An 18,832-nucleotide genomic window follows, 5' to 3' on the forward strand; every position below is an offset into this window, starting at 1 on the left:
CCTCGGGCGGCAGTCAGCGGGTCACGCCTTGCCCCACTTCTGGTTGGCGGTGCCCCCGCACGACCAGAGCTGGAGCGCGGAACCGTTCGCCGTCAGCTGGTCCTTGACGTCCACGCACTTGTCGGCCTTGACACTCACCAGGTCGTGAGCCGCGTTGAGCCGGAACTGCTGGGCCTGGTTGCCGCTACAGTTCGCCAGCTGGATCGCCGCCCCGTTCGCCGTCGAACCCCACGACACGTCCATGCACTTGCCCATGGAACGGACCGTGCCGTCCGGCATGAACTTCCACTTCTGCCAGGACGCTCCCGTGCAGTCCCAGATCTGCAAGGGGGTGCCGTCCTTGCCGGAGCCGCCGGTGACGTCGATGCAGCGGCCGGAGGCGTAGCCGCGGATCGCTACGGCGGTGACGATGGCGGTGGGCGTACCGCCGCCGCTCTTGCCCGTACTCGCGCCTGAGGAGCCGGAGTTCGACTTGCCGCCCGAACCGGTGGAGGACGAGCTGGACTTGTGCGGGGAGGACGGCTTCTTCCCGGGGGACGACCCGCCGCCGGAGCCGACCGCCCCGGCCTGACCGGCCTGACCGGCCTGTCCGGCCGCCGGGGCCGCGCCGGCACCCGGGTTCGCGGCCGCCTTCGAACCTCCCTTGCTCTGCACGCCGTTGTCCTTCGCTCCCGCCGAGACATGCCCGCCGGGGGAGGGGCTGGCGGTGCCGAAGACGCCCGGGATCTCCTGGTCGCCGGGACCGCCGAGGACCGTGTCGGCGAGGGTGTCGGCTCGGCCGGCGCGGTGCTCCTCCCCGCTGTCGGTACTGACGAGGAAGGGCGCGGCGATCAGCAGGGCACCGGCCATGGCGGCACCGGCGAGCAGCGCTTTGCGGGGGCGGGCGGGGTCGGTTTCGGCGGCGGTGTCGGGGTGTTCCTCCTCGTCGGGGTGGGTCTCGACGTCCGTGTCGGTGGAGGTGTCGGTGCCGGTGGACGAGTCGGTGCTGGGCGTGGATTCCGTATCCGGGTCCGCCTGCCTCTCGGCTGCGGACCCGGACGTGGACTCGGACGTGGACTCGGAGCCGTCGGGTTCGGTGACCGCGCCGACCGGCGGTTCCGGCGTCGGCTCCGCCGTGACCACCACGTCCGGCTCGGCGGCGTTGGCGTTGGCGGTGGCGGTTGCCGTCGGCTCGGGAGAAGCGGCCGTCATCGGGTCCCTCCGGGTCGGATCGGTGGTCATGCGGTGCTCCACTTCTGGTTGCCGCCGCCGTTGCACGACCACAGCTGGAGCCGGGCCCCGTTGCCGGTGGCCACGTCCTTGACGTCGACGCACTTGTCGGCCTGGACGTTGACCAGGTCGTGGGCCGCGTTGAGACGGAACCGCTGGGCGCCGGTGCCGTTGCACGTGACCAGCTGGACGGCGGCGCCGTCGTCGCGTGAGCCTCCGTCGACGTCCATGCACCTGCCCAGCGCCCGGACGGTGCCGTCGGAGGCGAACCGCCAGCTCTGCCGGGCGGCACCCGAGCAGTCCCAGATCTGGAGCGGGGTGCGCTCGGCGGTGCTGCCGTCGGTGACGTCGACACAGCGGCCGGACGCGCTGCCGCGGATACGGACGCCGGCGGCGGGCTTCGAGGCCGACGCGGAGGGAGCCGTCTGCTGTCCGGACGCGCCGTTCGTCGTACCGGTGGCCGTCGGGGCGCCCTTGTCCGGCTTCCCGGTCTCCACGACCTGACCCGTGGCCTGGTTCGCCGTGGAGTGCGGGGTGGGGGAGCCACCGGAGGGACTGGCGGTGCCGAAGGTGCCGAAGGTGCCGGTGCCGTCGCCGGTCCAGTGGTCGCCCAGGGCCGTGTCGCCGGTGCTGTCGACCCGGGTGGAGCTCTCGTCGCCGTCGTCACCGGTGACCAGGAACGGTACGGCGATCAGCAGCGCCCCCAGGAGGGCGGCACCGGCGAGGAGGGCCTTGCGGGGGCGGCCCGGGGGGTGCGGCGTGGTCTGCGGGGCGGTGGTGACAGTGGGGGCGGACCAGGTGCTCGTGCGCGTGTTCCGGGCAGCGGCTGCGGCGGTTGCCGGTTCCGGTGCCGGGTCCGCGGCGGTGAGCGCCGCGAACTCCGCTGCCGCCGGTGAGAGCGGGGGTGCGATCCCGGCCGTGTCCGCATTCGCCTCGGAGGTGCCGGACGACTCCTCGGCCTGGGCGCGCGCGACGGCGGCGGAGGCCTCGGCGATCGCCGACGGTCCCCGCTGACGGCGCGGGAGCGACGGAGTGGTGGCGGACTCCGCCGAGGTCTCGGCGGCGGCTTCGGGGAGCGACTCCGTCATTCGGCACCTCCCAATGCGGAGCCGTACGCCGGACCGGATCCGGAAGCCGATCCCGATCCGGAAGCCGGGTCCGAGCCCGACCCGAAAGCCGCATTCGATCCCGATCCGGAAGCCGGACCCGAGCCCGACCCGGAAGCCGGGCCCGAACTCACCGCCGCGACCGCCGCCTCCAGCACCTCCTCCGCCGTGACCACCAGACAGGCCGGCCCCGCCGGATTCACCGTGAGGGTCACGCCATGGGCGGCCAGCGCGGTGGCGGGCAGGGTGGCATGCGTCAGGGAGAGGGCGAAGGGCTGGTGGGCGTCGGACGTGAACACCGGAACGGTCGGGGTGCCGTCGGGGGAGGTGAGCTGCTGGGGTACGCCGTCCCGGGTGCGGAGGAAGCTGACCTCCGCACCGGCCAGGGCGCGCACGGCCTCCACGACCGTGCCGTACCCCGTGACCGCCGCCTGGACGGCCGCGTCCACCGGGTCCGTCGGCTCGGGCCAGCCGAGCGAGGCGGGGGAGGGGCGGTACTCCTCGTTCGGCTGCCACTCCTCGACCTCGCCCGAGAGCCCGGACCGCCACTCGCCGACCACCGCCCAGTGCGGCGGCGGCCCCTCGCCCCGCCAGCCGGGGTCGACGACGCCCAGCCAGTGGTCGGGGGCGAGCCGGGCCGCCTCCCGGACGTCCTCCGGCAACGGCGGTGCGTTCGGCGGGAGTTGAGAGCCCCGCCCTTCCTCGCTGCTGATCACGTACTGCTCCTGCTGTTCCTGCTGGGTGATGGGTCGTCAGGGAGTCCTGGCCGGTCCGGCGGAGGTGCCGACCGGACCAGGTCCCGGGGGATCGCCGGCGGTTCGGCGACCGGTGCCGGCCCCGGCGTGGGGGTGTAATGGACCAGGCGTGCGGTGTCGTTCTCGGGGCGGAAGCGGATCAGGGGCTCGCCGTCCGGGCCGTGCGCCGCCACGATCTTCTGGAACACGCCCTCGCTGTACGGCGATCGGGGCGCCCGCCAGTACAGGTGCGCGCCGTGGGTGACGGCCATGTCGTTGTGGGTCATCGCCTCGACCGTCTCCTCGTACGTCGGCGTGTCCACCCGTCCGCCGCCCGGGGTCGCCAGGCTGAAGACGTCGTGGTCGCCGGTGAGGGGCTTGAGCGGACCGTCCGAGGTGCCGCCCTCGTGCCCCAGCACCAGCCCGTCCCGGACGTGGAACCGGTCCTGGTCCGCAAACTGCTGCATGGTGGAGGCCAGTTGCCGGAACTCCTCCAGACGCTGGGTGTACCGGTCCGTCACCCGTGTCCAGGTCGTGTCGTCGTCGGAGTCCGCGCGGTCCGGGAGGACGGGGCTGAAGTAGCCGACCAGGCCGACGTTCCCGGGCTCGGCGCCCAGCCGGACGTCGAGCGCGTTGATCGTCTTGGCCTTGATCTCCTTCGGTTTGGGCAGCATGCCCGCGTCGAGCCACTTCGCCGCCGTCGGGTTGGTCGGGCGCACGTCGATGACGAGACCGCGCTCGCGGGCCAGGCTGCGGAACTTGCCGAAGTGCTTCTCGGGCATCCCGAACCGCTGTCGTGCCGTCGCGGGCGTCACCGCCGGGCCCACTCGGTGCCCGACCCGCTGGAACAGCCTGCCCAAGTCCTCCGGGATGAGGCCCAGTTCGCGGACCGGGAGCGGGGTGTCCGGGGTCAGGGCCCAGGTCGTGGTGGCCGCGCCGCCCACCGCGAGCCCCTCCGTGTCCTGGGGGGTGACTTCGAGCGACTGGAAGTCCGGGTCCTGCGGGCCGATCCCGGCCGGGGGCGCGGGCGGCCGGGGACGGGCCGGCAGGAAGTCCCCGCCGCGTTGGTAGAGGGTGACCGTGCGGTCGCCGGACGGGCGTCCGGCCGGCGGGAAGGAACGGGTCGAACCGTCCTCGGCGACGATCCGCACCGTGGCCCCGGTGGCGTCGGCCGCCATCCGGGCGGCGGTGCCCGTCGTCGCGGTGTTCCAGCGGCGGGCGGTGCGCACCTGGGTGCGGATCAACTCGCTCTCCTGCGCCGGGGTGAGCGGGACGTCGTCCGGGATCCGGCCCGCCGTGGCGTGGAACCGTGCCACCGGCCGCCCGTCGTGGCCCAGGCTCTCCCCGGCGTCGGAGAGTTCGGCCGCGGTGAAGGGCGCCGTGCGGTCGAGGGCCGCGCCGGACGGCAGCGGACCGGCCCAGGCGCCGGCGGCCCTCGGGTCCTCGGCGGTCAGCGCGGCCCAGAAGTTGTTGCCGTCACCGGTCGGCTCCACGAGGTCGTGGACCGTGCCGTCGGGGGCGGTGAGCGTACCGGGCCCTGCGGCCGGATCGCGGCGCCAGCCGGTGGACCCGGGACGTGCGGTCCAGGGAGCGGCGGTGTGGGCGGGGCGGATGTTCGTGCGGGACGTCTCCTCGGGGGCCGTACGGCGGCGCGGGGCCGCTACCGGAGCGGGCAACGGAGACCGGTCGGCGCCGGACTCCGCAACGGCCACACGGTAGTGACGGTCCTTCAGATGCAGTACGACACGGTCGGCGCCGCCCGTCTCCGTTGGCGTCGGCGTGAAGTCCTGGAACCCACCGTCCTCCCGTACGACCGTGACCGTGACCCCGAAGTGCCGTGCGGCCAGGGCCGGGAGGAGGTCGGCGGCGCCGTGATCCCACCCGGTGCCGGACTCGGACGTGCCGAGGCGGCGGATCTGCGCGGCGGTGAGGGCGCGGCGCCCGGCCTCGGACAGGGTGCCGTGCAGGGGAAGGTGTCCCCGAGTGTCGGCCAGTTCGCGGGCCTCGGGTGTGTCCGCCCCGAAGTCGACTCCCGCGGCGGCCAGTTCGGCGTCGGTGAAGGTGTCCTGCCGGTCGGGAACGGTGAGCGCCGACAGCTCCGGGTAGGCACCGGACTCCAGGGCACCGGCGAGATCCTCGCGCAGCGCGGTGACGAGGCCGGCTCGGTCGGTCAGGGGGAGATGGCCGGGCAGCCCGGCGTCCGTGCGGTGCAGCCCCTCGGCGAGCGCGTGGTAGAAGCCGTCGCCGTCCTCCGGCACGTCGAGGAGGGTGTACGGGGTGCCGGAGGGGGAGGTGAGCGTGCCGTCCTCGGCCTCGGTGTAGCGGTCGGGTGCGGCCTTCGCCGCGGCCGCGGGTGTCTCGAGGACAGGCACGGCGGGCTCCTCGACCCCACCCCGCAACTCGACCCCACCCCGCAACTCGGCTTCGCCCCGCAACTCGGCTTCGCCCCGCAACTCGGTTTCGCTGCCACCCGGTTCCGTAGAGCCGGCGGCCCCCTCCACGGGCAGCCGATGCCACCGCGTCAGCCGATCCGTGGCCGCCCGCACCCCGTGGAAGGCCGCCGCGGCCTCCTCGGCCGCCGCTCGCCGGGGCGCCAGCCCGGTCCACAGCACCCGCATCTCCTGGACGGCAGCCCGCAGTTCGGCCCGCGCCTGCCGCACGTCGGCCCGCAGCGGCTCCAGGGAACGCCCGTCCCCGGCCACCGCCGCGCGCGCATCCGCCCCGGCCGCCGCCGCGCGTGCATCCGCCCCGGCCACCGCCCCGCGCGCATCCGCCCAGGCCGCCCTCCCGCGCGCATCCGCCCCAGCCACAACCCCGCGTGCATCCGCCCCGGCCGCCGCCGCGCGTGCATCCGCCCCGGCCACCACCCCGCGTGCATCCGCCCCGGCCCCCGGGGCGGCCTCGGCCGTGGTCTCCGGGGTGACGACCGTGGTTCCCGCCTTCCCGGCGCGTGCCTCCGCCAACGCCCGCCGGGCGGACCTCAACCGCCCCCGCGCGGCCGCATGCCGCTCCCGGACCTCCCCCAGCGCTCGCCGGGTCGTCCAGTACGCCTTGTCGGCGTCGGCCCAGGCGGTCCCGGCGGCGGCGACCCGGGACCAGGCCTCGGAGACCTTCTCCGGGAAGGTGGCGTCGGTGATCAGACCGAGCTGCCGTGCCACGTCCTCGCGGACCCAGGCGAGCACTTGCCCCCGGGTCTCGACGGCCCGCGGTCCCGGCCGGACCCGTCCGAAGGGGCCGAGCGCCCGGCCCACCAGGGTCCCCACGGCGCTGTCCTTCACGTCGTGCTCGACCTCGGCGACCCCCAGCCAGTCCGTCGGGATCGCGAACAGGAACGAACGCCCCGTCTTGGGCTTGACGTTGGACTGGACGCCGTCGGCGCCCGCGGCCTTCGCCGTGTCGGTGTCCGCCGCGTTGCCCAGTGTCCCCGTGGCACCAGGGACCACGCTGCCCGCAGCGCCCGCGGTCACCACGGCCTGCCCGCTCAGAGCCGAGTCGTGGACCTCGGTGCGCCCCGCCGACACATCGGAGGAGTCGGTCTCCCGCTCGGCGCTCTCCATCGTGCTCTCGGGCGCCACCGTCAGCAGTGTCGCGCCGGTGAAGTCGGGCCGTGCGTACAGCCGGAACTCGCCGTGCGCTCCGGCGAGCGACGGGTCCACGAGCCCGGCCACCTGGTGTCCGCCCGGGGTGAGCGCGTCGCCGAAGAACGCGGCCAGGGAGGCGTCCGCGGTGCCGCCGTCCAGGGCGAGGGCGGAGGCGCTGCCGGGGCGGGTCAGCGGGGTGCGGCGGGCGGCCGTACGGGCGTCGGTCAGGCCGTCGCCGGACAGCCGCCCGGAGCCGACGGCGCCCTCCGCGCCGTACGCCTTCGCCACCGCCATCTCCGCGACGGCGTGCACGGTGTCCCGGCCGACCAGCCGGCGCACCTGGAAGCCGTTGGAGGGCAGCGAGAACCCCGGCCCGGCGGCCCGCCACGCGTCGACCGCGCCGGGTGTCACCGTGCCGGAACGCCAGACGGTGACCTCCGGGTTGCCGGGGGACAGGTCCGGCGGCGTGAGGGGATCGGAGGCAGACACAGCAGTGTCCGTCGGCTCGGCAGCCTCCACGGGGACGGTCAGACTCAACGGGACCTGCTCCCGCAGCCGTCCCACCTCCTTCATGCTCTCCGCCACCCGGCCGTCGTCGAGCGTCAGCGTCAGCCGCATCCGGTAGGGCGTCACGAACTCGGCGTGCGGCTCGTTCGGGTAGAAGACGTACGACTTCCAGCGCGTCGAAGACCGCGTGGTGCCCGCCGTCCGGTCCACCGAGCCCGAGGTGGTGAGCGCCGGTCCGGACGCGGGTGCCCCGCCGGCCCCCGTGCGGATGCCCTCGTCGGCTGTCAGCCCCGCGCCCCAGCCGCGCCCGGCCACCGTGCCGCTCTCCACGGTCTCGGCGGCGACCCGGGTGTCCTGGAGCGTCGTGCTGTGGTCGAGACCGTCGAACTCCTCGTCACCCTGGATCAGTTCGACCCTGAGCGCGCCGGTGCGGCCGCCGAAGTGCACCTTGCCCAGGTTGAGCCGGCCGATCCGGGCCGGTGCGGTGGCCCCCGGAGGGGACGTCATACGGTCCCGCAGCGCGCGTACCGCCCGCGGGGTGACCAGGGAGCGCACCCGGGCACGGCTCGCGTCGTCGGCGTTCAGCGCGAGCAGCTGGGTGTCGAAGTCGGTCAGCACGGCAGTGGTGTCGAGGGCGTTGACCGGGTAGGAGCCGAACGGGTTGTCGCGCAGCCAGCCGGGCCTCGACCACGTCCGCGCGGTGTACCGGGGGACCTCGCCCAGTTTGTCCCTGAGCAGGCCCAGCCGGTGGGCCGCCTTCTCGGGCAGGTGGCCCAGCCAGTCCGCGGCGAACGTGACGCGCTTTCCGACCCAGCCGCTCCGGAAGCGGGTCGCGAGGTCGTGGGCCGGGGAGAGCACGCCGTCGGCGCGGGAGGAGGCGAGGATCTCGTGCCGGGTGTCGCCGGACACCAGCACCTTGAAGTTCTCGTCGTCCCGGTCGAGTTCGGAGGTCACGGTCCGGGTGACGGTGTGGGTGGTGCCCCGTGAGCGGCCCCAGCGGCCGAGGAAGCCGTAGGACCCGGCGAGGGACGGACCGGCGGGGTGGGTGGTGCCGTAACCGCCGCCGCCCGTGACGGTGAAGGACGTGCTCGTGGTGACCGCCCCGGAGGACTGGGTGTCGCTGCCCAGGGTCTGTTCGGTCTCCACCTTGACCGGCTTGGACACGACGACCGGGCGGACCACGCGGGTGCGGTGCACGAGGTCGCCGAGCCGGTTGAGGTAGGGGCCCTTGCCGAACAGCCCGCCGGTGAGGGAGCCGGCGGGGCCCGAGGTCTGGTCGAACTCGGCCGCCAGGTACTGCGGTTGGAAGGGCCGCAGCATCGCGTCGTGCGCGGGGGCGCCGGGGCGGGCGAAGTGCCATGAGCCGCCGGACGCGGCGCCCATGACCTCCTCGGCCAGCTCACCCAGCCTCTTGTGCCCGCCGACGCTCACCGTCTGGTAGGGGTGGTCCCCGAACGGATCCTCGTGCGGCGCGCTCCCGGCGGCGAGCCCGGCGGCCTCCGCCGCCGTCAACTCCTCGATGTCCGGGGCTGTTCGCGGGGCCGGGACACCGGACACCGGGGTGTGCTCGTCCGGCACCGACAGCAGGACCCGCCCCCGTACCGCCGCGCCCGCCCGGCCGCCGACCAGGTCGGTCTCCGCCTCCCCGCGCACGAACAGCCCGGTACCGAGCAGCCCGAAGGAGGGCAGCCCGCGCCACAGGGTGCGCGGCCGCCAGTGGCCGCCGCTCTTCGCCGTCAACTCCAGTTGGTAGCTGTGCAGATGGGAGGGGAGAGCGCTGACCGCGAGACCTTCGTACGACGCCGTGGAGCCGAAGCCGGTCTTGCGGCCCTTCTGCCAGGCCCAGCGGGGTCCGGCCGTGAGGTTGCCGAGGTTCTTCGGCGCACCGAGCCCGTCGCGGCCCTTGTCGCGCAGCGCGAGGCCCGTGTCGAAGCCGGTCTCCAGGGTGCGGCTGACGCTCCGCGAGCCGTCGAGGCGCTCGGTGCCGGGTGAACCCCCGCGCAGGATCAGGTCGTTCTGGGTGCCCTCGTAGCGGCGGTCGGTGAGACGGCCGTCGATCCACAGGTAGCGGTGCGAGCGGCCGAAGCGGCCGGTGCCGGTGAGGGGGATGCGCAGACCGGTGGTGACGACCGCTTCCAGGCCGCCCGCCACGCTGTGGTGGGAGAGGGCTTCGACGACGGCGAGGGTGTTGGCCAGGGCGAGCCGGTAGCGGTCGGGGTCGCTCCACCGCCCGGTCCGTGCCTCCAGTTCGGCGAGCGGGGCGATCAGTCCGGGGTGACGGCGGGCGGCGGCCCGGATCACCTCGTCGGTGAACTCCTGGAGCAGCGTGGGGGAGTCCCCCGAGGTGAACGCCTCCGGGCGGACCATGCCCAGGACGGCCGGGTCGTCGTCGGTCAGATAGACGGGCGGCAGCGGCTCGTTGCCGTGCCGCTTGCGCAAGGTCGTGCCGTCGTCCCAGCCCGCGAGCCGGCGCGCCTCGGTGCGGGTCATCCGGTCCAGGCTCCACGTCTGGAACGGCGTGGCCTCCTGGTCGCCGGTCCGCCGCACCCAGACGGTCTTGTGGACCTTGTAGAGCTCGGTCGGCACCTTCTTCGCCCGTCCCACGATCTTCCGCCCGCCCGAGCCGCCGAACATCTGCCCGGAGGCGATCCCGCGCGCGTACCGGCCCACCGCGCCCGCCAACAGCCTCACGGAGAAAGGCCCGCTGTTCGCGAGGTCCACGCTGGGGCCGATGCTGCCGCTGACCTCGAAGCCGTACGACGTGGTCAGTCCGCGTTCGTTCTTCACGGTCTGCTGGACGGTGTTGCGGAGTTCGGCGGCCTCGGTCTCGGTCAGCAGCTCCGCACGGCCCGGCACGACCCTCTCCACGACGAACGCGCCCAGCGGCGAACGGGACTTGTCCTCGCCCAGCAGTTGCCGGGTGGGGACCTTGCCGCGGGCCAGGCGGTCGGCCATGCGGTGGAAGGTGCCGGTGCTGAAGAAGCCGGAGAGCTCCTGGTGGGCGGTGCTGCCGGGCCGGGCGCCGGTGCGGTCCAGCGCCCACGTGCGGATCGCCTCGACCGGGCCGTAGCCCTCGGTGTGCACCAGCCGGTAGTCGCTCCGGGGGCCCAGTGACAGGGTGCGCGGCACCGGGCCGGGCTCCCCGGGGCGGGTCTCGCCCTCGGGTATGCGCAGGGTCAGGCCGTTGCGCACCGCGAAGGTGAAGTGCCCCTCCCCGGTGGCGAATCCGCGCGGCAGCCGGTCCTTGCGGGTGGCCGTCGGGGCGCCCTCGAAGGACACCTCGTACTGCACGTCGTCCAGGTGGAGGTGGGAGCCGTCGAGCCGGCGGGTCTCCACCTGGCTGAGGGTCTGGTCCTGCATCGCGTAGTCGTACGACCGTCCGTAGCTCACTGCGGCGCCGACCCTGCCGTAGGCCACCGGGCCCGCCGGAGGACCGATCGGGAGCGAGCCCGCGAGGCGCTTGGTCTGGGCCACGGTCCGGCTCGGGCCCGAGGTGACCTGGCTGCGGTGCCCGGCGTCCACCTTGACCGGCACGCCGTGCGCGTCGGTGAAGCGTTCCCACACGCCGTGCGGGCGGGTCCGCACCCGCATCACCCGGGTCCGGCCCCGGGAGTCGGTGAACGGCGGCGACAGCCAGCCGTCGCCGTGGAAGGCCTGCGGAGTGGCCCGCAGCGCCCGCTCCAGCCGGGCCCGGACGTCCTCGGGGAGCGCGGCGCGCTCCCCGATCTCCCGCACCACCTGGTCCGTGCCGCGCAGTCGGGCCCGGCTGTGGCCGTACGCCCCCTCGCCGAGATGGGAGGGAAGAGCGCTGCCGTCGGTGAAGGTGACGGTCTTCCCGGCGGGCGGGGGCGGGAGCAGCGAGCGGTCGAGGCGGGGCGGGCGGTGCGTGTCGAGCTCCGCCTCGACGTCGGCGAACGGGTCGGTGGGGCCGGGGAGTTCGGCGGCCGGGTCGTGCGGCGGCGGGGGCGTCTCGCCACGGGATGCGCGGAGGGCGGCGAGGGTGCCGGGGGTGAGCCGACGCAGGCCGTCGAGCGTGCGCTCCGTGGTGTCCGGGGCCTGGACGCGGAGGAAGGCGACGAGGTCGGTCAGGTCCTGGGAGGTCCTGGAGTCCAGGAAGTCGTCGTGGTCGGTCACGGGCGCGACGGTTTCGGAGCCGGCGGGACCCCGGGGCGCCGGGGGCGTACCGTCACCCTCCGCGGGGGCCAGCGCCGAGTAGTGGTCGACCCCGTTGTAGAGGACGTGGACGGTCCTGTTGCCGTCCGGGTGGTACTCCTGGTCGGGGCCGCCGTCGCTGCGGACGACCACCAGCCGTACGCCGAGGGCCCGCGCCACCAGGCCGGGGGCGTGGTCGAAGAAGGGTGTGTTCCACAGGTTGACGTCCCGCAGGGAGTCGGCGACGAGATCGCCGGCCCCGTGCCCGCGTACGGCGTCCAGCCGCGGGCCGGTCAGGGCCCATCTCGGGTAGCCGACCTCCAGGAGCGTGCGCCACGCCGACTCGGCGGCCGGGCCGTCCTGCGTGAGCCGTTCCTGGAGCAGCGGTCGCAGGATCTCGCGCCGGGCCGCGTCCATGAGCCGGTCCCGGTCGGCGGCCGGGGCCTCGGCGGGGTCGGGGCGGTAGCCGGGCAGCAGGGCACGGACCGCCGCTCGGGGGAGGTCGGCGAGAACACCGCTGTCGGCGGCGTCGGTCCGGCGGCGCAGCTCCGCCCGGTACATGGCGTCGGTGAGCCGCTCCTCGATCCTCGCCAGGACCGGCGCGGGCAGACCGGGCAGCGGGCCGCCCACGATCCGGCGCAGTTGGGCGGTGCTGAGGTCGCGGGTCAACTCCTCCAGCGCGTCCTGCCGGTTGAGGAGGGCGTGTTCCGCCGTGCCGGTGAACGCGTCGGCCGCCCGGTTCCGCAGCTCGCGCACGTTCTCGCCGAGCGGGGCGGCCTGCGGGTCCTGGAGCCGGGCGCTGTCCAGGAGCGCCCGGAAGCAGCAGTCGCCGTCCCCGACGACGGGCGACTCGGTGAAACGCCGGTCGCCGCTGGTGTACACGGTGCCGTCGAGTCCCTCGGTGACCGCGCCGCGGACCGGGGTCTCGGCGGCCGTCGCCGGGGCGGGGGTCAGCAGAGCGGTGACGATCTTGTCGATGTCCGGTGTGCTGAAGCCCTTGGTCTCCTGCTCCTGCTGGGACTTCGTGTGCTTGCGCTCCTCGTGGCCGGCCCGTACCCACGCGGGGTGCTTGAAGTCCTCGGCCAGGCTGTTGAGTTCCTCTTTCTGGCTCGGGGTCGGGGTCTTGCCGTGGAGTTCCTTCGTCTGCTCCCACACGGCCCGCGCCTCCAGCACGACCCGTCCGGACAGGGTGGGCGGCCGGTCGATGACGATCCGCTCGTAACCCGTCTTCAGCGTGGCCTTGGCCTTGTGGTTGTCGCTGTTCCACTTGGCCATGCGCTCGCCGCCGAAACTGTCCGGCTCCTCCAGGTAGTTGACCCGGTGGCCGGACAGGGCCATGGCTTCGAGATTTCCGCTGCGGAAGCCGAGGTGCTTGAGGTCGCCGCCGCTTCGGCGGTTCAGGTACTCGAAGAGCCGCAGCTGACCCGTGCGGGTGTCGCCGCCCCAAGTGGCCACGCCCTCCCGGTCGTTCCAGAAGTCGGTCAGGTCGTGGACGGCCAGTCCGGCGAGGTCGGGGTCGCGGACCAGGTCCGGATAGCGCGGGCGGTGCCGGTCGTCCACCCGGGCGTCGCCCGTGATGATGACGAGCGGTCCGGGCCGGTCGTCCTTCGTCCGGTCGCGGATGCCGCGCAGGATCTGGCCCATGCCCTTGTAGCTGGTGTCGTGCTCCACGTGGACGTCCCCGCGCTTGCCGCTGAAACGGGACCACAGCACGATGACCTTGCGGCCGGGCTCCACCTGGACACCCTTGGTGGCGAGCCAGGCGCCGACCTTCTCCTGCTGCTCCCCGGGGAAACCGGAGTCGTCCAACCGCCAGCCCGCGCGGACCTGCTCCCGCACCTCCGTGGAGAAGTTGTCGATGATCCACTCCGTGCCCGCGCCCACCCCGAGGACGAGGTTTTTGAGCTTGGACTTCGACAGCGGGGGCCGGTCCGCCAGGACCTCGGCGTTGAGCTCGTCGAAGATACGCTTGGCGTGGGCGTCGCCGTCGGCGTCAGGCGTGACCTCCACTTCGTGGACACGACCGGGGTCGATGCCGCTCGCCCGGTAGAACGCGGCGATGTTCGCGCTCCGGTCACGCTCGTTCAGGGGATCCCTCGCCACCACGACGTGCAGGTTCTCGTCGGCGAGAAGGTAGGCGGCGATGCCGAACTGGTCGCCGGTCGCGTAACCCGGGTGGTGCAGCACCTTCTTCAGACCGGGGTCGGGTTCCGCCTTGGCGTGGAGGGCCGCCTTCGCCTCCTTGGACAGCTTGGACGAGGAAGCGCCGGACCCGCTCGCCTTCTTGCTGCCGTTGCCGCCGCCCTCCCAGAGGGGGTCCCGGGCGGGTCCGCCCTCGTCGGCGTCCGGCCCGGTGCCGTGTACGACCCCTGTGCCGCCCGTCGGTGCGCCCTGGACGGGCAGTCGGTCGGGCGCCGTTCCCGGGGCCGCCGTGGTGGCGGCGGCGAGGACCGCGCGGTACTGCTCCGGGGTGGGTGCGGCCGTGTCGGGCAGGCGGAAGGTGTCGCGGGTGATCCGGGTGAGCAGGTCCGGGGTCATCCGGGCGTCGGTGTAGGGGTGCGACGTGCCGCCGTTCCAGCGCAGTCGCTCCAAGGCGCCCAGGCCGCGCAGCAGTTCGTGGTCGGAGCCGGTGTCGAGGCCGGTCGTGCCGCGCAGGGTGCGGACGAACTGGAGGGTGCGCAGGGCGGCGAAGGGGCCCGGCTCGCCGTCGCCCTCGTGCTGCCCGGCCGCGCGGGCCAGTGCGGTGAGGTCGGGGCCGGACGGCTCGGGCAGGAAGAGCCGCCATCGGCCCGGTTCGACCTCGCCGGTCTCCGACTCGACGTCGAGGGTCGGCCGCACCCGGCCCGAACCGTCCAGCGCCGTACCGACCTTGGTGGTCGGCGCGTACACCGGGCGGCCCGTCACGTTGGCGACGTGCTGGGCCACCGGCAGTCCCCCGTGGGTGGGGGAGGCGCCAGTGGAGCAGGAGTAGAGGACGATCGGCTCGCCGTCGGGGCCGAGCCCGCCCCAGCGGACCATGTAGCGGCCCAGTTCCCGTCCGCTGACGGTGACCGTGTGCACACCGTCCTCCTGGGGACGGCCGTCCTTGTAGCGCTGGTCCAGGGCGAGTTCGACCCGGGTCGGCTTGCCGTGCGCGGCGAAGAACGACACCTTCCTGTTCTTCCAGGGCACGTCCTTGGGACCGCCGACGAGCACCCCGCGTTGCGGGCGGTGGTCCGAGTAGTCGTCCGTGGTGGTCACCGTCGGGTAGCGCCTCTCCCGGCGCGACCAGTCGGCGGGGGTGAAGGAGGCCTGGCCCCGGGCCTCGCCGAGGCCGTAGCCGTTGACGGCCGTGTCCGGCACGTCACCGTTGGCGAGGGTCTGGAGCCTCCCGCCGCCGGTGACCGGGCGGCTCACCAGGCGGGTGGGTCCCGGGCGCGGGCCGCCGGCCAGGTACTTGGTGATCTCCTTGACGTCGTCGTCGTGGAAGCCCCTGTTCCTCGGGTCCTTGTAGGGCTTCTCGACACCGCGCTTGTTGTTCTTGCCGACGACCCACGCGGGGTGCTTGAACTCCGTCTCCAGGTTCTTGAGTTCGTTCTTCTGGCTCGTGGTCGGCGTCTTGCCGTGCAGTTCCTTGGTCTGCTCCCACACGGCCTGCGCCTCGACGGCGATCTGCCCGGAGAGCGTGGGCGGCCGGACGATGGTGATGCGTTCGTAGCCGGTTTTCACCGCGGACCTGGAGTTGGCGGCGTGCCACTTGGCCATCCGCTCGCCGCCGATGGAGCCCGGCTCCTCCAGGTACCTGACCTGGTGGCCGGAGAGCGCCATCGCTTCGAGGTTTCCGCTGCGGAAGCCGAGGTGCTTGAGCTCGCCGCCGCTCTGCCGGTTCAGGTACTCGTACAGCCGCATCTGGCCGGTGCGGGTGTTGCCTCTCCAAGTGGCCACGCCCTCACGGTCGTTCCAGAAGTCGGTGAGGTCGTGGACGGCCAGGCCCTTGTCCCAGTGCTTGGCCGTCAGGGCCGGGTAGTGGTCGGGGCGCTGGGGGTTGACCTTGGCGTCGCCCGCGATGATGACCAGCGGCCCGGGCGGGTCGTCCTTGGTGCGCTCGTGGATGCCGGTGAGGAGCTGGTCCATGCCGGTGTAGCTGGTGTCGTGCTCGACGTGGATGTCTCCGCGCTTGCCGCTGAAACGGGACCACAGGACGATCACCTTGCGCCCGGGTTCCACGGTGATGCCCCGGCCGGCGAGCCAGGCGGCGACCTTCGTCCGGTCCTCCGGGGGGAAGCCGGCGTCGTCAAGGCGCCAGCCCTTGCGGATCGTGTCCCGCAGCGGGTGGCTGAAATGTTCGCCGATCCAGGTGGTTCCGGTGCCCACCGGGACGCTGAGGTTGTTCAGCTTGGTCTTGCTCAGCTTGTCGAAGTCCGGGGCGCCCGCGTTGATCTCCCGCACGATCTCCTCGGACCGTTGTTTCGCGGTCCTGTTGTGCGGGCCCTGCTGGAAGTGGACGCGCTCGGGCGCGATGCCGCTGGACCGGTAGAACTCGGCGATCTCCGGGCCCTTGTCCCGGGAGTCCGTGCCGGGTGCGGCGCTGTCCACCAGGACGTGCAGGTTCGGGTCGCCGTGCAGGGCGGCGGCGATGCCGAACTGGTCGCCGGTGGCGTAGCCGGGGTGGGTGAGGACGGATTTGTAGTCGGGGGCCGGGGGTGAGGAGGAGGACTCGGTGGCGGGCTTTCCACCCTTTGCCCCCTTGCCGCCCTTTCCGCTGTTGCCGCCCTTGCCGCCCGGCGGGTTGTTCGCAGGCCTGCCCTTGCCCTTGCCGCCCTCGGCACCATTGGCGCCCTTCGCGTCCTTGCCCCCGCCGCCCAGCAGCGCGTCCACGGTCGTGGAGCTCAGGGTGCGCAGACGGTCCAGGGTGCGGTCCTCGACGCCGAGGCCGTCCTGGCCGCGTAGGAGAGAGACCAGCTCCTCCGCACGGTCGCTGCTGGTGGTCGCCGGCCGCACGAAGGACTCCTCGGCGGGTGCCTCCGGGGCCGGCGCGGACGTGGGGGCGGGGGAGTTCTCGATCGCCGAGTAGTGGTCGCGGCCGTTGTAGTGGAGGTAGACGGGTCTGCCCGCACCGGAGTTGAGGGGCGTGTCGTCAGTCGCGCCCTGCCGTTGCTCCACGACGGTGACGTTCAGGTCGAGCGCGTGGGCGACCTCGGAGGGCGCGTAGTCGAAGAACGGAGTCGCCCACAGGTCGGTGCTGCGGATGGAGTCGGTGACCAGGTCGCCGAGCCGGCGGTCCCGGAAGTCGGTCAGGCGGGGACGCTGCTCCGCCCACCGCTCGTACCTCGTCTCCAGCAGCCGGGTCCAGAGCTCCTCCGCCCGCTGCCGGTCGTCCCCGGTGAGGGCTTCCCGGAGCTGGTTCCGCAGGGCGTTGGCCTGGAGGGGGCGGGCCAGCCGCGCGCGGTCCTCCTGTGACGCGCTGCCGGGATCCGGCTGGTACTGGGGCAGGAGGGCCCGGATCGTGGCCTGGTTCAGGTCAGCGAGGACGGCACGGTCGGCGGGGTTGTTGACGCGCCGTCGCAGCTCCTGGCCGTAGAGCTGATCACGCAGCCGGCTGTCGACCGTCGCGTTCTGCTCGGGGGACAGCGGTGGCGGTGGTGTGCCGAGGACCGCCGACAGCGCGGCGGAGTCCAGGTCCTGCACCAGCACGTCCAGCGCGTCCCGCTCGTTCAGCTCCCGGTACCGCTCGGACCCGTGGAACCTGTCCGCGGCGTGCTGCCGCAGCTGCGGGACGTCCATCGCGGTCAGCGCGGAGCCGTGGCCCTGGTGGTGCAGACCGGCGAGGAGCGAGGTGAAGAAACAGTCGCCGTCACCGACGACGTCCAGGACACGGAGGTCTTCCTCGTGCCCGGGGAAGGGGACGGTCTGCGTGACGGGGCGGTGTTGGGAGGCGGTGGGGGAGGGGGTGACCGGGGTTGCGGAGACAGGGGTGGGTGCGGGCGCGTGGGTGCCGGTCGTCGACGAGGGTGCCGGCGCATGGGAGGCGGTCGCCGTCACCGGAGCCGGGTCGGTCTCCGGGGTGCCGCTCCGCTCGTCCCGGCTGAGGGTGGGCGTGTGCCGGGGCTGGGGTGAGGTGCTCGGCGCATGCGGCTGTCCCCCCGGGGAAGTGGGCGTGGGCGCGGTCAACTGGCCCTGCTGTCCCGCGTCCTCACTTCCGCCCTCGCTCTCGCTGAGGACGTCGTGGACCGGTGATTCCTCGGTGTCGTCCGCCTTGGCCGGGTTTGCGCTGGTCGTCGGTATGTTCCTGGGCTGGGGTGAGGGACCCGGCGTACCGGAGGAGCCGCCCGAGGAGACCGGCGTCGGAGTCGTCGACCGGCCCTCCTGGTGCGTCCCCTGGCTCTCGGACACCGTGTCGTGGGCCGGTGTCTCCTTCGTGCTCCGCGTCCTCACCGCCGCGTCCGCGTCCAGCGCCCGTACGTCGTTGAGCGCGCTCGTGTCCAGGTGGATGTTGAACTGCGACCCGAACTTCACCGCCCCGGCGAACACCATGCCCATGAACAGCGCACTGCCGGTCGCGGTCAGGAACGTGTCGCCGCTGAGCGCCCAACTCCCGGTGAACAGGCCGACGGTGACGAACTCACCGAAGGTCTCGGCGGCTCCCTCCGCCACCGCGCCCCCGATGTCGTCGCCGAAGCCGTCCCGGTCGTGGGTGTCCCGGTTGCCGAGATCCCGGTTGCCGAGATCCCCGTTGCCGGTGTCCCGTTTGCCGAAGTCCCGGTTGTCGGAGGACGACGGCAGGTCCGACCGGTTCCGGTCCACCTTCGTCAGCACGTCCTCGTCGAACTTCTTGAACACCGTGTCGTCGAGATGGCTGCGCCGGAAGAAGTTCCGCAGCCGGTCGGCGACCCCCTCGAACACCCCGTGGAACATCCCCGTGATCCCGCCGAACACGGCGTCCTGGAGGATCTGCGACCAGTCGAACCCCTTCGGCCGCCGCCCGTCGGGACCGAACGCGATCAGCGCCAGCCGCACGGCGAACGTCGTGAACGCCTCGTCGAACGCCTCGCTCAGGCTCGGCATCAAATGCGTGCGCTTCATGAGCTGGTCGAGGATCGCCAGGACGGTCACCCGGCTCTGCGCCCGCGCGACCGCCGCCTTCCCGGCCGTCGCGCCGCCGCTGAAGACGGACATCACCAGGATCACGGCGAGTTCGATGAGCAGCCGGACGATCTCGGCGATGATCTGCCACTTCGCCTCGGTGATGTTGATGGACGTCTCGACCCGCCCCCGGGCGACGACGTCAAGCTCGTCGGCGAACTCCTTGAGGTAGTTGCGGCCGCCGTCGTCGACGAACATGTTCATCGCGCGCACGTACCGCGTGGCGACCTGCGGCGGCAGCGAGCGGCCGACCTCGATCACCGAGTCCTCGATCAGCTCGGACAGCCTGGTGAGCTGCTTGCCGAGACGGTCGTACGGTTCGTGGCTCCGGTAGGCCTTGTCCTCGTCCGCCTGGAGCATCCGCTCACCGATGAGCAGGAGCAGCAGGTTGTTGACCTCGGGCGAGACGTGGATGGCCATG

The 18,832-nt window shown here is 73.3% G+C and carries 4 protein-coding genes; all 4 read right to left on the reverse strand.

Translation table 11 applies throughout. From position 1 onward, the window contains the following. Positions 1–21: 21 nt before the first annotated feature. Genes IF54_RS0132360 through IF54_RS0132375 form a run of 4 tightly spaced genes read right to left on the reverse strand, consistent with a single transcriptional unit; the run spans position 22 to position 18,831 of the window. A complete protein-coding gene (locus IF54_RS0132360) occupies positions 22–1,221 on the reverse strand; it encodes an RICIN domain-containing protein (protein ID WP_051735619.1) in 1,200 nt (399 codons plus the stop codon). Then, positions 1,218–2,297, reverse strand: coding sequence for an RICIN domain-containing protein (locus IF54_RS0132365; protein ID WP_030325293.1), 1,080 nt, complete (start codon positions 2,295–2,297; stop codon positions 1,218–1,220). The genes IF54_RS0132360 and IF54_RS0132365 overlap by 4 nt, the downstream gene beginning before the upstream one ends. Then, positions 2,294–3,031, reverse strand: a complete 738-nt coding sequence (locus tag IF54_RS39910; protein ID WP_078852183.1) for a type VII secretion system-associated protein — start codon at positions 3,029–3,031, stop codon at positions 2,294–2,296. The genes IF54_RS0132365 and IF54_RS39910 overlap by 4 nt, the downstream gene beginning before the upstream one ends. After that, a complete protein-coding gene (locus tag IF54_RS0132375; RefSeq protein WP_030325297.1) occupies positions 3,028–18,831 on the reverse strand; it encodes a hypothetical protein in 15,804 nt (5,267 codons plus the stop codon). The genes IF54_RS39910 and IF54_RS0132375 overlap by 4 nt, the downstream gene beginning before the upstream one ends. Position 18,832 lies beyond the last annotated feature (1 nt).

It is taken from the genome of Streptomyces sp. NRRL B-3229 (assembly GCF_000719505.1).
GTDB lineage: Bacteria > Actinomycetota > Actinomycetes > Streptomycetales > Streptomycetaceae > Streptomyces > Streptomyces griseorubiginosus.